Below are 16333 nucleotides of genomic sequence, written 5' to 3' on the forward strand. Positions count from 1 at the left end.
TCACCACTACCCGACGGAGGTTCACCGTGACCGGCACCAACAACGTTCTCATCCACCTCGAACACGTCAGCAAGAGCTTCACCGGCGCCGCCGGTGACACCCTGCACGTCCTCGACGACATCACCCTCGACATCCGCGCCGGCGAAATCGTTGCTCTGCTCGGTCGATCCGGGTCCGGCAAATCCACCCTGCTGCGTACGATCGCCGGCCTCATCAGCCCCACCTGCGGTTCAGTGCAGTATCGCGGCACCGAACTCAACGGTGCCAACCCCGGCACGGCCATGGTGTTCCAAACCTTCGCCCTCATGCCCTGGCTCACCGTGCAAGACAACGTCGAACTCGGTCTCGTCGCCCGCGGCATCCACCCGGACCAACGACATGCGCAAGCACTCAAGGCCATCGACCTCATCGGTCTCGACGGATTCGAATCCGCCTATCCCAAGGAACTTTCCGGCGGTATGCGCCAACGTGTCGGATTCGCCCGCGCGCTGGTCCTCGAACCCGACCTGCTACTCATGGACGAACCCTTCTCTGCCCTCGACGTCCTCACCGCCGAAAACCTGCGCACAGAACTCATGTCTTTGTGGACGGGCCAAAACTTTCCCACCCAAGCCATCTGCCTGGTCACCCACAACATCGAAGAAGCTGTCCTGCTGGCCGACCGGGTGGTCGTTCTCGGCGCCAACCCCGGCCATATCCGCACCGAGATCCGCGTCGACCTGCCGCGGCCGCGGGACCGGCGCGCATCGGCTTTCACAGCGTTGGTCGACAGACTGTACGTGGTGCTCACCGGGACCGAACCCGGCATCAGCATTCCCGAACCCACCGCCGCCTCACCGACTGCCCGACCACTGCCCGACGCCACCGTCGGTGGTCTGGCCGGCCTGGTCGAAATCGTCTATGCCCGCGGCGGCCGCGCCGACCTTCCTGACATCGCCACCGAACTCAACTTTGAAATCGACGATCTGCTACCCATCGTCGATGCCGCAGCGCTACTCGACTTCCTGCACGTCACCGGTGGAGATCTCGAAATGACCCACACCGGAAAAGAATTCACCACGGCCAACATCCAAACCAGCAAACAGATCTTCGCCCATCAAGCACGTACCCGAGCACCGCTGGTACGCACCATCTGCAAGGCGCTGTCGGCCAGTGTCGACGGCAACCTCCGCGCAGGATTCTTTCTCGACCTGGTTAAACGCGGCTTCAGCATCGAAGACGCTCAGCACCAGCTAGATACCGCCATCGACTGGGGCCGATATGCGGAACTCTTCGACTATGACACCGACACCGACCAGATCACCGCAGATCCTGCCGCCGGAATCTTCGCGGCTCTCTCCTAGAGTGGGCGATTTCCGTTGCGGGGGAGCGCCAGCCCCTGGTCACGGGCATGGGCGATGAGGCCGAGCCCCATGGCCCTACCGAGCTGGCTCAGCGCCTGGGCGGCCCGTTCGTCGAGGTGCCAAGCGGGAACGGGAAGCGCGGCGGCGGTACTCGTCGTTGAACACGGAGCCTTGAGGAACCCAGGGGGACACCAGGATTGGCGGGACCCGGTAGCCGGATCGGTCGAACTTGACGCCCATTTCGCCGGCCGGAGCATTGGGGTCGGGCGGAAGGGCCGGGCCCGGCGAACTCTTCACCCGAGTCCGGGTTCGGCGCATCCATGTCGGTTGCGACCGTATAGGGCACCGCCTTGCGGTCGGCGCCGTGCTCCGCCCATTGCGGGATGGGGTTACTCAGGTCCTTTCCTCGACGGCGTCGGCGGACGGTAACCGTACCTCCGACACAACTGCGAGCCTTTGCCTTCGAGGATGAGTTTGCCAAATCTCCGCGAAGTAGGCTCAGCCCGTGGTGGGAGCAGATCGGTCGCGTAGGCCATCTTTGGTGTGGTTTCACGTTGATCGGCCGGAGATCGGCTCACAGATGGTTGCGCGTCCAGCAGTCGCAAAGGCTTTGGATGACACCGTTGCTGCGGTACCACTGACAGTGATAAGTGCGCCCACCGGTTTCGGTAAAACAGTCGCGGTCGCACAATGGGTTGAGAGTCGCCAGCTCAAGCGGCCAGGATCGGTCTCGTGGTTGGCATTTACTCATGCGGTCGCTGACCGATCAGACGTCCTTCAGGCGCTGCTGATAGCTGTTCAGCGGGCGGCGTATGCCCGCCACGACCAACAACTTACGGACGCCGTGGCTGAGGTGTTTGAATCGGCATCACTATCGGCGGCGTGGACAGGTCTGGCGGGCTTGCATTCCGCCGAGCCTCTCACGATCGTCATCGACGATTTCCAGTTCGCCCGTGGCGCGCTGGGTGATTCGGCACTCGAGTTGTTCGTCGACCACGCCATGCCCTGGTTGAAGGTCGTGGTGATCCTGACCGAAGCTGTTCCCCCGGCCTGGGCTCGGGCACGCGTGCACGGGCAATTGGCGGTGATCGACGCCTCTCTGCTGGCTTTCGATGCCGAGGAAGTACACGATGCGGCCACCCGGCTCGGTTGTGATCTCGATGACGATCAGGTGGCCCAGATCATGACCCGCACGGGTGGGTGGCCGAGTGCGGTCCGTTTGTCGATCGTGGGCGGCGCCGGGTCGGCACTCGTCGGCGACGATGCAGATCTGACCGACTACATCCGGTCGGCGGTGCTGGACCGACTGCCGCGCAGGCTGGCCGAATTCGTCTCCGCTGCCACTGTGGTCGACCGACTCGACGACGAGTTGGCCTGCGCATTGTCCAACTGTCCTGACGGCTCGAAATTGATCGCCGATTGCGTTGCGCACGCGTTGTTCATCACCCGCTTCGGTGACGGTGAACAGCTGTCGTACCGGTGGCATTCGCTGTTCGCCGAACACTGTCGACGCATCGTGCGCCAGGAAGACCCCGCCCGGTGGCGACATCTCAATGCCCTCGCAGCAACCCACTTGCGTACCCGGTACCCGCTGGAGGCCATCCGCCATGCCATCGAAGCTGTCGACGGCAGCCTGGCCGTGGACATCCTCGCGGACTATTGGCTCGAGCTGTTGCTGCAGTCCCGCGCCGGTGCTCTCGACAACGCTTGTCTGGCGGTGATCCAGTCGAGCGGCGAAAGCGCCGAATTACTGGCCATCAGAGCGGCATGCCGCGATCTTGCCGGTGATGCGGTCGACGCGCATCTGTTGTTCGCCCGCTCGCAAGACCTCTGCAAGACTGAAAATAATTCCGCACGAGCACTTTTCATCAGCGATTTGGTACGGATCCTGCTTTCCGCAGATCGCTTCGACATTCTTGCCGCGGCCGCCCGGGCGGAAGCGACCCTCAGCGACCACGATGTCGTGACTCCTTCGGCGTACGCATGCTCGCTGTTCCTGTTGGGCTGGGCGCATTCTCGGCTGCGCGAGGCGCAGCACGGAGCTGACCTGCTTCGCGCCGCGGTCTACGAGTGTCGGGCGCTGGGACTGAATGAACTCGCCGAACGCGCCCGACGCTCATTGGCTTTCACCATTGCGCAAACGGGCGACTTCACCGCAACGATGCGGGTGGTGGACGACGCAAGGAAAGACACGTCGGCTCTGCCCGAACTGTGGTTGTGGCACGACGGCGACGGTGCCGATGAACTTGCGCGCGGCTGGGTCAGGTTCTGGCAGGGTGAACCAGCGTCGGCGCTGGCCGACTTCCAGGCCGTGAGTACCGCCGCCGGAACGGGATATCCGGATGTCGCCAAACTGATGTTCGCCTACGCGGCGGCGACGCTGAACGACGCATCCTCACTGGGGCTGGCCGAGACGATGTTGGAACGGATACCCGATGTCGACAGCCACGGAGTGCCATGGACCGATTTCAAACTTGGCGGGCAGGCCCGATTGGCCGAGATCCGTGGCGAACCGGCCCTGGCCCTGGAACTGGCCGCCCAGATCACCGCCGGTCCGCACCTGCCCACCGTCACGGTGATCACCGCTGGCCTGTGCCGACGGCTCGGCGACGTCGACATGGCGCGCCGCTTCGGTGAGGTGGGCCGTGCCGTGGTCACCCAGCCCTACAGTCAGGCCTACGCGTTGTTGGTGCTGGCGTTGCTCGAGTGGGCCGACGGTGACAAGCCGGCCGCCCACCGCCTCCTGGAGCAGGCGCTGTCCCTGTGCGCCCCGCAGCGCGTGCTACTGCCCTTCCTGGACAACGCCGACGTGCAGTGCCGGGAGTTGCTGGCCGCCCACCTGGGGTTGACGGCCCATCACGCATTCCTTGCACAGTGCCGGGCAGTGACCGAGCGGGTAGCGGCTCGGCATGTTTCGAGCGCCGAACGGCTCACCCCTCGCGAAATCGAGGTGCTGGCGTGTCTGCGCACGCCGATGACGTTTGCCGAAATCGCCGAGCAGCTCGGCATTTCGGTCAACACCTTCAAGACCCATCAGCGCGCGATCTACCGCAAACTCGGCGCCGCCAACCGCCGCGACGCAATCCGGTTGGCGAATCTTCCTGCGCCGGAACGCGACACCGACGGCTGAGTGGCTTTACTTACGCAATCCTGATCTCGGGCGGCTGCCAGGTGCCGTCGAGAACGGATTCGTCGGGCCAGTATGCGCGAATGTAGAGGGAGAACGGGGCCACCGGCGCCGGCAACCAGTTCGATTCATGCTCTGCGCCAGGCGAATTGACACCCACGTAGATGGTCAACGAACCGTCGGGATTTCGGCTCAAGTTTTTGTTCTTGGTTCCCAGCGAGTAGCGCTTGAGATCGTTGGGGTGAAAGAAGTGGTGTTCGTTGTAGAGCGTCACCGACCAGAATCCGCGGACCGGAGGTTCCTGGCCGGCCGCAAATGTGACCCGATAGGAGCGGGCACCCTCCAGCGGCGCTCCGGCCGAATCGTTGTCGGTATAGAAATACTGCGTTTCGGTGGGGCGGTTTTCGAAAATGTTCGACTTGGCTGTACCGGTCCGATTGAAATAGTCGTAGCCCCACTGCGCACTGTTAATGGATCGGTTCCACCCGTTACCCGCCGGACGACCGTTGTGCACCCACCGCAGGAATGGGGTGATGACCGAGTTCTCGGTAGCCACCGCGGTGTCGAGCACGACTTTTTTGGTGTCGACGTTACGTTCGGCGGTGTCGAGTAGCACGCGGAACTGCCCGTACAGCGCCTCTTCGCCCGGGAGCGGGCCGACGGTGTCGAGAACCTCGCCGAACTGATCGATGAACCTTTCCGGCACCACCCATTTCGTTTCGCCTTGGCCTTCGGCGACCGGGCCTTCCAGCGTCGGCAACTTCGCCCATTCGGCGGTCTTGACCGTGCCGTCGAATTCGCGCAGCGGGTAGATGTTGACTCCATTGATCACCGGCTGAATTGCCGTGCGATCGGCGGCCGTGTCATCCATGAAAATGCGTGGGACCGCGTTGGCCAGAGCTGTCGGAGAGGTGATGACGGCCTCCACCCCGGCGGGCTTCTCGCCGCGCCAATTGGGGCCGACGATCAGATAGAATCCCGGCTTGGTGCCGTAGGGTTTGCCCAGCTCACCGAATTGGTCGGTGCGATTGTCGTAGAGCGCATATATCCAGAACCGATCCCCGAAGTCGGGTACCTGCGCGATCACCGGTTCCTCATCGAGGGAGAAGTTGGCCAGCCCGTACACCACATCCTGGTTGGGGCACGCGACAAAGGTCTGGCCGGGATCGACGTAATCCGACAGCATCGCCAGACGACCACGCGGTGCCACCGGCAGCACGCCATTGAGCAGGGCCTGTTTGGGTGCCTGGGTCATCGCGGCGCGGCGGTTGATCATGTTGATCATCGGCCAACCCCACGTGTAAGCCATCGACGCGATGGTCTGGGCATATCCGGGTTGCATGTTGAGCGGCAAGATGACTCTTTCGGTGGTTTGGCGGGCGCAGTGGTCGGCTCGATCAGGGGACTCTGACCACGGCCGGAGGTTTCCAGGTGCCGTCCAGGATGGCCTTTTCCGGGCCGTAGGTGCGAAGGACCACCCAGAACGGACCATCCGGCGCCGGAAGCCAGTTGGCACTACGCTCGCCGCCCGGATCGTCCTTGGCAAAGGTGATCGTCAGAGAGCCGTCGGGATTCTCGCGCAGCCCCGGAGTTCGATTCCCAATTGAATAGCGGTCGATGGAGTTGTTCACCAGGAAGCGACTCGGGAGGCTGTACATCGTCATCGACCAGAAGTACTTGGCCGGAGGCCGCTGACCGGCGGAGAATGTCAGCGTATAGCTGGCGTCGCTGCCGTCGAGTGGCTTGCCCTTATCGTCGGAGACCAGACTGAAGTACATCGCTTGTTCGGCGACGTTGCCGAAAATTCCTGCGTAGACCCCCAGCGCGCGGTTCAGGTAGTCGGTGCCCAACTGGGCCCGCGTACCGAACACGCCCACTGCGTTCTTCATGACTTCGCTGGCATGCTTGAGCGCGGCTTGACCGTCGGTGATGCCCTCGGTCAGCGCCGTGCGAACTTCGGGTGCCAGACTCCACGGATCCCAGGGCTGATCGGTTCCGAGCCCCAGCTTCGCGAGGGCGTCATACATGGGCTGGTCCACGGGATTGCGCGTGACGAACTGAAGCATGAACGCGACGTAGTCCCAGAATTCGAGTTTTTGCTCTGCTCCCTCTTTCCAGCTGGGCCAGTCGATCTGGGGCGCAGCGGGTGGTGCGCTGGTACCGAGGTAGGCGCTGAGCGGCTCGAGCCGGTATTCGTGCTGGATCTCTTCGACCCGGGGCATTCCACCCTGGGCAGCCAGGAACTGGGTACGGGTCAGCGTGCCCAGGATGTCGCTCTCACCTTTGACCACGCGGTCCAGTCCGGCCGGCAGGTCGCCGGTCCAGCCGGGGCCGGCCAGCAGCACCGAGACCCCACCGTTCCCGTCGAGCACCGAGCCAGGGTTGTCCAGGACATAGCCCCACAGATCGTCCCACTGGGAGGTGTAGTACCGGTCCGCCTCGATGAGGGGCATGGTCAGCACCCAGGGCTCGGCCCGCAGGTCTACCCAGGCATAGGAGTACGGAGTGTCGTTGTTGGGCGTGACGATGTCGGCGTCTTGCGGTGTGGCCAACCCCAGATTCAGCCACTTGCCGAATTCCGCGCCACCGGCAATCGCCTGGCGGTACATCGTGCGGTAATTCATCACCAGCGGATAGCTGAAAATGTATGCGTCGCGGGCCATTTCACGCAGTGAAGCCTCGTCAGCACGCGAACCGGAATTGCGACTCGAATGGGACCCGCCGGAGTTGCACGCCGTCAGCGTCAGCACTCCCACCACAGAGGCGAACCGCCACACACGTCGACGCCACACTTTGATCGGCAAGTTCCGCACCTTCGCATTCGAAAAGGGTCATTGGCCGCCGCCGACAAGCAGTCGCGCTCTGCGGTGGACCGACCATAGCGAATGCCAGGTGGCCAGGGACATCGCCCGATTCGGGCGAGCTCGCCACAGTTAGGAGCGCACCACAGTCGAACGACACCGCCGAAGGTTGGATCGGCGGGTGTACTGATTCGTGTCCCTTGATCGGTATGTGCTGTCAGATCACCTCAAACTGTCCAGCCTGGTGTTCAACATTTGCGCAAGGCGCTCTGTTTGCCGGTCGTCAAAACCTATCTCGCCACATCTATCCGGCCATGCAGTTGCCACGTCGATCATGGTGTCGATCATGTTTTTCGTAGCCCGTTCGCGTATTCCAAGTCGTTCGCCCGCCTCGATGAAGTTAGTGCGCGTGAGGAGGTTCGCTCGTCCGTACAGGTTGAGTGCCATAGGGTCGTTCCACCCGGCGTACGGCTGCGTGCAGAGCAGGTCGTAGGCGGGGGTGGGCTGCCACAATCCATCTGGGTTATAGATCGACATGTTCTTTCCGTGCAGGTCCCCGTTCCCGATCAGCCAGCTGAATACAACAACTTTCAGCAGTTCGGCGAGCGCTATCACTCGCGACCCGCCTCCGCGTCCGCAGGCCTCGGCGAGTTTTGTCAAAGCGGTTTCCGTCTTGATGCGGTACTTCGACGCCGGATACAGGCCGGCCACCTGGCACGCATCTTCTTGCGGAATCCGTTTTGGCCCAACCCGATCAAATCGATTTACCAATAGGGCGCTGCGCCCCTGCCCATCGTGTAGCAACGTTGTCTGAGCGGCTCGCAGTCCGCATGCTGATGCCATCCGCATGAAGAAGTGCTCGTTTTCGACGAGGAGCGGGAAGCCGGCAGGGTTCAGCTTGAGTATTGCGGGGCCTGCACGGGTTTGAGTCGGAGTCGACATCCTGCCAGCACTGACTTTGGGTTGGACCCCCGCCAAACCGACAGGGTCGGCCTCGACAGAACCCGTCAGCTTCGCAAAGACTGCGTGAAAGTCGTTGTCTCGCTCGGGTTCGAATAATGGCAGCGGCAGGAGGGGAGCTGCGCCGGCGGGGAACACTCGAATGTTGCCGACAGTGTCGGCGCCGATCGCGAGCAGCAATGTCAGATGGTCATCTGCCGAGGTCTTTGTTGATGAGGTGACGACGCCGAGTCGAATACCCTCTGGCAAGAGTCCGGCGAAAAAGGGCGGAACAACCCCTCCCGCGGTGATTACCGGATACTCGCCAGACCGCAGTAATGACCAGGAAACCGATCGATCTCGTACACGGCCTTCGCCAGGTTCTTCGGCCACATAATCGAAGCTGACGGTATCTCCACGTTCGCGGGTCAGGTGGGCGGCGAGTACCTCGTCGATGTATACGTCGGCTCTGGTGACCTCGCGAAGGTCGAGGTCAATTCGGTCCGTCATTCCGGCGCCGAACCCACATCGAGGCGCAGGCCAAGGATGTTGGCGATCTCGAGGACCGAACCGATCTTGGTTGCACCGGTCCCCGCTTCTAAGGTTTGGACGCTGTAGCGCGACACCCCGGCCAGGTCAGCCAGCGTCTCCTGGGTGAGCTGCAGTGCCAATCTTCGCTCGATGAAGGCTTGGCTTATGCCTGCTAATTCAGGCATTAAGCCCTCGCGTTGCGGATTTGTGCGCCTTGGGCGTGCCATGACCCTCCTTATGCCTGATAAATCATGCATAAGACAGAATGGCCCTTCAGCGGGGTGGCGTCAAGCTGTTATGCCTGATTTTTCATGCATAAGGGCTGCTCCTCACTCAAACTTCAGGGATCACCTACGTGTTCCGGTGGGAGGGTCGGCCCGCCCGTAGACCCACGCAAAGGTCAAATGTCGGGGTGCGGGGCCTATCGGCGTAGCTGCATTCGTTCGACGCTCGGATGAAGGGGTATCCGATGACCGAGTGGTGCAGCCGGCCGCTGGAGTCGGTGTATCCGGTGGTGTTCATCGACGCGATCCCTAGACCCCACCGGCCGCGCCCGCACTGAACGCGTTCGCAATCATCTTCAACGGCCGGATCAGGTTGGTCGATGTCGGTCACGATGGCGCCTGGGCCTGGGTGAGGTCGAGGGCGATGTCGACGAGCATGTCTTCCTGCCCGCCGACCATGCCGCGGCGTCCGGCCTCTTCGAGCAAGGTGCGGGCGTCGACGTCATAGCGGGCGGCGGTGGTCTCGGCGTGGCGCAGGAAACTGGAGTACACACCGGCGTAGCCGAGGGTCAGCGTTTCGCGGTCGACGCGCACGGGTCGATCCTGCAGCGGGCGCACCAGGTCGTCCGCAGCGTCCTCGAGTGCGTGCAGGTTGCAGCCATGACGCCAGCCGAGTTTGGTGGCCGCGGCGATGAAAACCTCCAGCGGCGCGTTGCCGGCACCGGCGCCCATTCCGGTCAGCGAGGCGTCGACGCGAGTGGCGCCGTGTTCGACCGCGATGATCGAGTTGGCCACCCCCAGCGTCAGGTTGTGGTGGGCGTGGATGCCGACTTCGGTTGCCGGATCGAGGGTTTGGCGTAGGGCGTCGACGCGTTTGGCGATATCGTTCATGGTCATCGCGCCGCCGGAGTCGACCACGTAAACGCAGGTGGCGCCGTAGCCTTCCATCAGCTGGGCCTGCTCGGACAGCGACATCGGGTCAGTCATGTGGCTCATCATGAGAAAGCCCACGGTGTCCATGCCGAGTTCACGTGCGGCGGCGATGTGTTGGGCGGAGATGTCGGCTTCGGTGCAGTGGGTGGCTACGCGCACGACCGTGGCGCCTGCGCGGTGGGCGTCCTTGAGGTTGTGCACGCTGCCGATGCCGGGTAGCAGCAGGGTGGCGACCTTGGCGTGGGTCACGGCTGCGGCGACGGCTTCGATCCATTCCAGGTCGGTATGGGCGCCGAAGCCGTAGCTGCAGCTCGACCCGGCCAGGCCGTCGCCGTGGGCGACTTCGATGGAGTCGACACCGGCGTCGTCAAGAGCGGCGGCGATGGCCACGGCCTGGGCGACGCTGTACTGGTGGCGGATGGCATGCATGCCGTCGCGCAGGGTGACGTCGCTGACGTAGAGGTCGTGGGTCATCTCATAGTCCTGTTGTGGCCGTGCTGGCGTGGGTGGCGATGCGTTCCGCGGTGGCCTTGGCCGCCGAGGTCATGATGTCGAGGTTTCCGGCGTAGGCGGGCAGGTAGTCCGCGGCGCCGGTGACTTCGAGCATCGCGGTGACGCGAGTGCCACTGAACTTGCCGGTTTCGGGGATGTGGAGCGGATTCTCGGCGGTGAACGTCTCGAATTGCACGCGTTGTTTGAGCCGGTAGCCGGGCACGTAGACGTTGACCTTGGCGACCATCTCGGTGACGGCGGATTCGATGGCGTCGTGGTCGGTGTCTCCGTCGACCAGGCAGTAGACGGTGTTACGCATCAGCATGGGCGGGTCGGCCGGGTTGAGGATCATCACGGCCTTGCCGCGTTGGGCGCCGCCGACGAACTGTATTGCCGCTGATGTCGTTTCGATGAAATCGTCGATGTTCGCACGGGTACCGGGTCCGGCGGACTTGGAGCTGATGGAGGAGACGATCTCGGCGTAGGACACAGCGCCTACTTCCGAGCCCACCGCGGAGCCTACCGCCGAGACGATGGGGACGGTGGCTTGTCCGCCGCAGGTCACCATGTTGAGGTTGGGGGCGTCGAGGTGGTCGTCGAGGTTGACCACCGGCACGCAGTAGGGGCCGATCGCTGCGGGGGTGAGGTCGAGCATCCGTACGCCGGCGGGTTCCAGGTGCTGCCAGTTGGCGCGGTGCGCTCCGGCTGACGTCGCGTCGAAGACGAGCTTGATGTCCTGGAAGTGGGGCATGTCCAGCAGTCCGTCGACGCCGTTGGCGGTGGTGGGTACCCCCAGGCTTTCGGCGCGGGCCAGGCCGTCGGAGTGCGGGTCGATGCCGACCATTGCCGCGGCGCGCAGCGGTCCGTTGCTGCGCAGGATCTTGATCATCAGGTCGGTGCCGATGTTGCCCGAGCCGATGATGGCCACGGGCCAATCATGTTCTGCCATGGTTAGTTTCCTCGTGTGGTGAAGGCCAGCGACACGGCACCCAGGCCGCTGATGGTGGCGGCGGCGACATCACCGGCATGGACGAACGCCGCGGTGGTGTAGGAGCCGGACATGACGAACTGTCCGGCGTGCAGTTCGGTTCGGTGCTCGGACAGGGCGTTGGCCAGCCAGGCGACGGCGGCTGCCGGGTCGCCCATCACCCCAGCGCCGGTGCCGGAGTCGATGTGCACGTCGTTGAGATACAGCGCTGCGGTGGTCCGGGGCAGCGCGAGGGCGTCGCTATAGGGCAGCCAGTCGCCGAGGATCACGGCACCGGAACTGGCGTTGTCGGCCACGGTGTCGGGCAAGGTGATTTTCCAGTCGGCGATGCGGCTGTCGACGATCTCCAGTGCTACGGCGACGGCCTCGGTGGCGTCGCGGACGTCGGCGGCGGTGACGCCAGGCCCACGCAGACCCGACCGCAGCAGGAATGCGACCTCGGGTTCGACTCGGGGAGCACAGAACTGGCTGATGTCCACGGCGTCGCCCTGGATCACCATGTCGTCGAGGATGTAGCCGTAGTCGGGCTCGTCCACACCGAGTAACTGCTGCATGGGCGTCGAGGTGAGCCCGATCTTGCGGCCCACCAGCGTGGCCCCGGCCGCTTGTCGGCGACGCTGGTTGATCTGCTGCACGGCGTACGCCTGGCCCACCGTCAGTCCTGGATGGCTGGCGGTCACCGGGGCGATGGGTGTGCGGTCGCGGTGCGCGGCCCACAGGTCGGCGGCGGCGTCGGTGATTACGTCGTTCACGAGGCGTTGTCCTCAAGCATCACAATCGCGGTGGCGTAGACCGCGCGGAGGTGCATTTCGAACAGTTCGACGAGGTCGATCGCGTCTCCGCCGATCTCCTTGGTGATGAACAGTCCGTCGGCGCCGGCGAGAGTGTAGGTGGCCAGTTGATGGATCTGGGCTTCGGTCAAACCCGGTGTCAGATCGCGGATTCCGGATCTCAACGCCTGGTAGGCCTGTGTGCGTACGTCGATGAACATGGCTCGCGCTCGCGGCTCGACGGGGCGTCGCTCCAGCGCGAGCATCAAGCCCAGGCGGATGAAATCCGGTGAATCCAGCAGCGCCTTGGCGGCCTGGGCGGCCACGGCCTCGATGCGTTCCGCCACCGAACCGTCGGCGGGTAGCTGCCATGCGGACAGCCAATTGCCGAAGCTCCGTTCGATGACCGCGGCCAGCAGGTCGTCCTTGTCTTTGAAGTGCCAGTAGATCGAACTGGCCGGCAAGCCGCACTTGGCGCTGACGGCGCCGATGCTGGTGCCCTCATAGCCGCGCTCCGAGGCGATTTCTGTTGCGGCGTCCAGGATTCGGGCGCGAGAGAGTTCACCGTCGGCGCGCCGCCGCCGCTTTCCGGGGGATTGTTTGTCAGCCACCGTCCGGCCTTCCTGTCGTTCTTGACTCTGTAGTGATCGCTACATTAGCGTAGCGATCACTACAGAACAAGTGGTGCGGGAGGCAGCAGTGAGTGAACTGACATATGACGTCGCGGTGATCGGCTACGGCCCCACCGGTGCCACGGCCGCGAACCTGCTCGGGCAGCTCGGCCTCAGCGTGGTCGTCATCGAACGCGATCCCGACATCTATTCCCGCGCACGTGCCATCTCCACCGACGAAGAGGTGCTGCGGGTATGGCAGTCGATCGGCCTGGCCGAGCGACTTCAACAGGACATGCTGCCCGATCGCCCGGTGGCCTTCGTCGACGCCGACGGCGTGCCGTTCATTGAGACGACCATCGCCGGCCGCGGCTGCGGCCACCCGCCGCAGCAGTTCATCTACCAGCCCGCCATCGATCAGGTGCTGCGGGAAGGTGTCGCCCGTTTCGCCAACGTGGAGGTGATCCTCGAAGCCGAATGCCTGCGCGCACTCAACAAGGGTGACCACGTCGAACTGCTGATCGGCGACCTGCGCGCCGACGCCCTTCGCCGGATCCGCGCGTCCTACGTCATCGCCGCCGACGGCGGGTCCTCACCGACACGGAGCCTGCTCGGCGTCGGCTATAGCGGGCGAACCTACGGGGAACGCTGGGTGGTCATCGACACCAAGGTGCTCAAGGAGTGGGACGCCCATGACCGGTTGCGCTTTCACTGCAACCCCGCCCGGCCCACGGTCGACTGCCCCACCCCGCTGGGACACCACCGCTGGGAGTATCCCGCCACCGCCGGTGAAGACGAGAAGAAGCTCGTCAGCGACGAATACGTGTGGCAGGTCCTGGGTGATCAGGGGATCACCGACGAGCACGTCGAGATCCTGCGCGCGGTGGTCTACTGCCACCACGTCCGCGTCGCCGACCGCTGGCGCGTCGGCCGAGTCTTCCTCGCCGGTGATGCCGCCCACGCCATGCCACCGTGGATCGGGCAGGGCATGTCCGCCGGCGTGCGCGACGCTGCCAACCTGTGCTGGAAGATCGCAGCGGTCTTGCGTGGGCAGGCCCCCGAGGCTCTGCTCGACTCGTACGAGACCGAACGCAAACCCCACGTCACCGAGGTCACCAAACGCGCCGTCTTCGTCGGCAAGGTCATCACCGAACGGCGCAAACACATGTGCGCACTGCGCAATCACGCTCTGCGCGCGGTCACCAAACTGCCCGGCGTGCTCACCGGCGGACAGAAGTTGTACTGGATCCCCAACGCCCGGTACGACGACGGGTTCTTCGCCACCGACCGGCATCCGGCGTCGGGATGGCAGCTTCCTCAGCCCTGGGTCACCGACCACACCGGCGCAACGGTGCGCCTCGACGACGTACTCGGCGGCCAGTGGGCTGTCCTGCACACCGGACCCGCCCCGGTCGGCGCAGCCGCCTGGGCGGCGATCGGTGCCCAGGTGATCGGCCTGGCCAGTGCCCTGGCGGCGCCGTCACCGGGAATCGTCATCGACCGCGATGACGAACTGCGTGCCTGGCTGGCCGCGAAGAACGCGACCACCGTCGTCGTTCGGCCCGACGGATTCGTCTACGCCGCAACGCGATCCGGGCAGCCAGTGGAACCGCCACCGGCCATCCTGACCGCTTCCTGCCACTTAGCCACCACCATCCAGGATGGAGTCACCGCATGACCACCGCCAACCTCACCGAACACACCGTCACCGTCAACATCGACGGCAAAGGCAAACCGATCTTCTACGCCGAGACCGGCACCGGGCCGGCAGTGGTCATGCTGCACGGCGGCGGCCCCGGCGCCTCGGGGGTGTCGAACTACTCCCGCAATATCGATGCTCTCGCTGCGCACTACCGCGTCATCGTGCCCGATATGCCCGGCTACGGCCGCTCGGTCAAGGGAGTCGACCAGTCCGACCCCTTCGGCTATCTCGCCGACATGATCCGCGGCCTGCTCGATCACCTCGGCATCGAAACCGCGCACCTCATCGGCAACTCCTACGGCGGTGCGGCCGCCCTGCGCCTGGCCCTGGACACCCCGCACCGGGTGGAGAAGCTGGTGCTGATGGGTCCCGGTGGTATCGGCACCACAAAAGGGCTTCCCACCGCCGGGCTGAACAGTCTGCTGGGGTATTACGGCGGCGACGGCCCCAGCCGCGACAAACTCGACGCATTCATCCGCACCTACCTCGTCTACGACGGCACCTCGGTGCCCGACGAGTTGATCGACCTGCGCTATGAAGCCTCCATCGACCCCGACGTGGTGGCCAACCCGCCGCTGCGCCGCCCGTCCGGGCCGTTCGCGCTGCGGACCTTGTGGCGCATGGATCTGACCCGTGACCCCCGGCTCAGGACGCTGCAAACCCCCACACTGGTGCTGTGGGGCCGCGACGACAAGGTCAACAAGCCTGCCGGTGGACCCATGCTTCTCGACGCGATGCCCCACGCCGAACTGGTCATGACCTCCGAAACCGGGCACTGGATGCAGTGGGAACGCGCCGAACTGTTCAACCAGATTGTCACCGACTTCCTCGCCTCGGCAAGGGTTTTCGCGCCATGATCGACCACAGCGTCTTCGGCAACGTGCACCTCGGCTACATCGTCGTGGAGACCGACCGCTTCGCCGACTGGCGCCGTTTCGGCCGCGACGCGATCGGCATGCACCTCGACGACACCGTGGGCGACGTCATGCGATTCCGACTCGACGATCACCAGTGCCGGTTCCTGCTGCAGCGCGGACCCGCCGAAGACGTCATCACCCTGGGCTGGCAACTCGACGACCACGACACCTTCGATGAGATCCTGCGCCGCGTCACCTGCCACGGCGTTCCGGTCACCGACGGCACCGCCGAGGAAGCTGCCCTGCGCGGGGTGCAACGCCTGGTGCGCATCCCCGGCCCCAACGGCCTGGCCCAGGAACTGTTCACCCGCGCCCACACCACCAACGACCCGCTGAACATGATCAGCCGCGGCTTCGTCACGGGTGACTCCGGCATGGGCCACGTTGCGGTCACGTCGAAGAAGCCTCACCAGATGCGCGGCTATTACGACACTCTGTTGGACGCGCGGCTCACCGACTACATCGATGAGACCATCAGCGGCGTCAAACTCAAGATCCGGTTCCTACGGGTCAACGAACGCCACCACTCCATCGCGATCGCCGCAGTGAACCGGTTGCCGCTCAACCCGATTCGCACCCGTGTACAGCACCTCAACATCCAAGCCGCCGACCTCGACGATGTGACCGCTGCCTATCAGCGCGTCAAGGACCTCGGCTTCGACATGGCGCTGTCGATGGGCCAGCACACCAACGACAGGGAACTGTCCTTCTACGCCACAACCCCGTCGGGATTCGAATGGGAAGTGGGGTGGAACCCGATCGTCATCGACGAAAATACCTTCGAACCCACCACCTACCAAGGCATCAGCATCTGGGGCCACACCCCCGAAGGCCAAACCATCATCGACAAACTGCACCAGTTCAAGACCGGCGCCCAGTCGCTGCTGCACCGCGAAGACACCGTGCCCGCCCTCGCCGGCGCCGGCATCGCCGACAACTAATCAAGCCGACAACT

Annotated in this window: 13 protein-coding genes; 5 read left to right on the plus strand and 8 right to left on the minus strand. The window is 64.2% G+C overall.

From position 1 onward, the window contains the following. Window positions 1-26: 26 nt before the first annotated feature. Both H276_RS0104420 and H276_RS22545 read left to right on the plus strand, forming a co-directional pair. Complete coding sequence (locus H276_RS0104420) at window positions 27-1343, plus strand: nitrate/sulfonate/bicarbonate ABC transporter ATP-binding protein (RefSeq protein ID WP_019970101.1); 1317 nt, start codon at window positions 27-29, stop codon at window positions 1341-1343. A gap of 844 nt (window positions 1344-2187) precedes the next feature. After that, window positions 2188-4473 (plus strand): LuxR C-terminal-related transcriptional regulator, encoded by a 2286-nt coding sequence (locus H276_RS22545; protein WP_155942945.1) that lies wholly within the window; start codon window positions 2188-2190, stop codon window positions 4471-4473. Window positions 4474-4483: 10 nt separating this feature from the next. Here the strand turns inward: H276_RS22545 and H276_RS0104430 are convergent, their stop codons facing one another. From H276_RS0104430 to H276_RS0104470, 8 genes are all read right to left on the minus strand, one after another. Further along, window positions 4484-5824, minus strand: a complete 1341-nt coding sequence (locus H276_RS0104430) for a DUF1254 domain-containing protein (protein ID WP_231376597.1) — start codon at window positions 5822-5824, stop codon at window positions 4484-4486. 43 nt (window positions 5825-5867) lie between these two features. Then, the gene (locus H276_RS0104435) at window positions 5868-7274 is read right to left on the minus strand and encodes a DUF1254 domain-containing protein (protein WP_231376598.1); all 1407 of its coding nucleotides are present in this window, start codon (window positions 7272-7274) and stop codon (window positions 5868-5870) included. Window positions 7275-7493: 219 nt separating this feature from the next. Further along, a complete protein-coding gene (locus tag H276_RS0104440; RefSeq protein ID WP_019970105.1) occupies window positions 7494-8720 on the minus strand; it encodes a type II toxin-antitoxin system HipA family toxin in 1227 nt (408 codons plus the stop codon). Further along, window positions 8717-8926 (minus strand): helix-turn-helix domain-containing protein, encoded by a 210-nt coding sequence (locus tag H276_RS0104445; protein ID WP_026356579.1) that lies wholly within the window; start codon window positions 8924-8926, stop codon window positions 8717-8719. The genes H276_RS0104440 and H276_RS0104445 overlap by 4 nt, the downstream gene beginning before the upstream one ends. A gap of 426 nt (window positions 8927-9352) precedes the next feature. After that, window positions 9353-10372, minus strand: a complete 1020-nt coding sequence (gene dmpG / locus H276_RS0104455; RefSeq protein ID WP_019970108.1) for a 4-hydroxy-2-oxovalerate aldolase — start codon at window positions 10370-10372, stop codon at window positions 9353-9355. 1 nt (window position 10373) lies between these two features. Beyond that, entirely contained in the window at window positions 10374-11318 is a 945-nt protein-coding gene (locus tag H276_RS0104460; RefSeq protein WP_019970109.1) for an acetaldehyde dehydrogenase (acetylating), read from the minus strand. Window positions 11319-11341: 23 nt separating this feature from the next. Next, window positions 11342-12130, minus strand: a complete 789-nt coding sequence (locus tag H276_RS0104465) for a 2-keto-4-pentenoate hydratase (protein ID WP_019970110.1) — start codon at window positions 12128-12130, stop codon at window positions 11342-11344. Continuing rightward, window positions 12127-12759 carry a TetR/AcrR family transcriptional regulator gene (locus tag H276_RS0104470; RefSeq protein WP_019970111.1) on the minus strand — a complete coding sequence of 211 codons (633 nt, stop codon included), beginning with the start codon at window positions 12757-12759 and terminating at the stop codon, window positions 12127-12129. The genes H276_RS0104465 and H276_RS0104470 overlap by 4 nt, the downstream gene beginning before the upstream one ends. A gap of 88 nt (window positions 12760-12847) precedes the next feature. Here H276_RS0104470 and H276_RS0104475 point away from each other — a divergent pair, with 88 nt between their 5' ends. From H276_RS0104475 to H276_RS0104485, 3 genes are read left to right on the plus strand one after another with little or no spacing between them, the layout of a single operon-like run. Further along, complete coding sequence (locus H276_RS0104475; protein ID WP_019970112.1) at window positions 12848-14437, plus strand: bifunctional 3-(3-hydroxy-phenyl)propionate/3-hydroxycinnamic acid hydroxylase; 1590 nt, start codon at window positions 12848-12850, stop codon at window positions 14435-14437. Continuing rightward, on the plus strand, window positions 14434-15318 hold the full coding sequence (locus H276_RS0104480) for an alpha/beta fold hydrolase (protein WP_019970113.1): 885 nt from the start codon (window positions 14434-14436) through the stop codon (window positions 15316-15318). Before H276_RS0104475 ends, H276_RS0104480 begins: the two co-directional genes overlap by 4 nt. Then, a complete protein-coding gene (locus H276_RS0104485; protein WP_019970114.1) occupies window positions 15315-16319 on the plus strand; it encodes a VOC family protein in 1005 nt (334 codons plus the stop codon). The genes H276_RS0104480 and H276_RS0104485 overlap by 4 nt, the downstream gene beginning before the upstream one ends. Window positions 16320-16333: the final 14 nt, after the last annotated feature.

Origin of the sequence: Mycobacterium sp. 141, assembly GCF_000382405.1 — a bacterium.
Lineage (GTDB): Bacteria > Actinomycetota > Actinomycetes > Mycobacteriales > Mycobacteriaceae > Mycobacterium.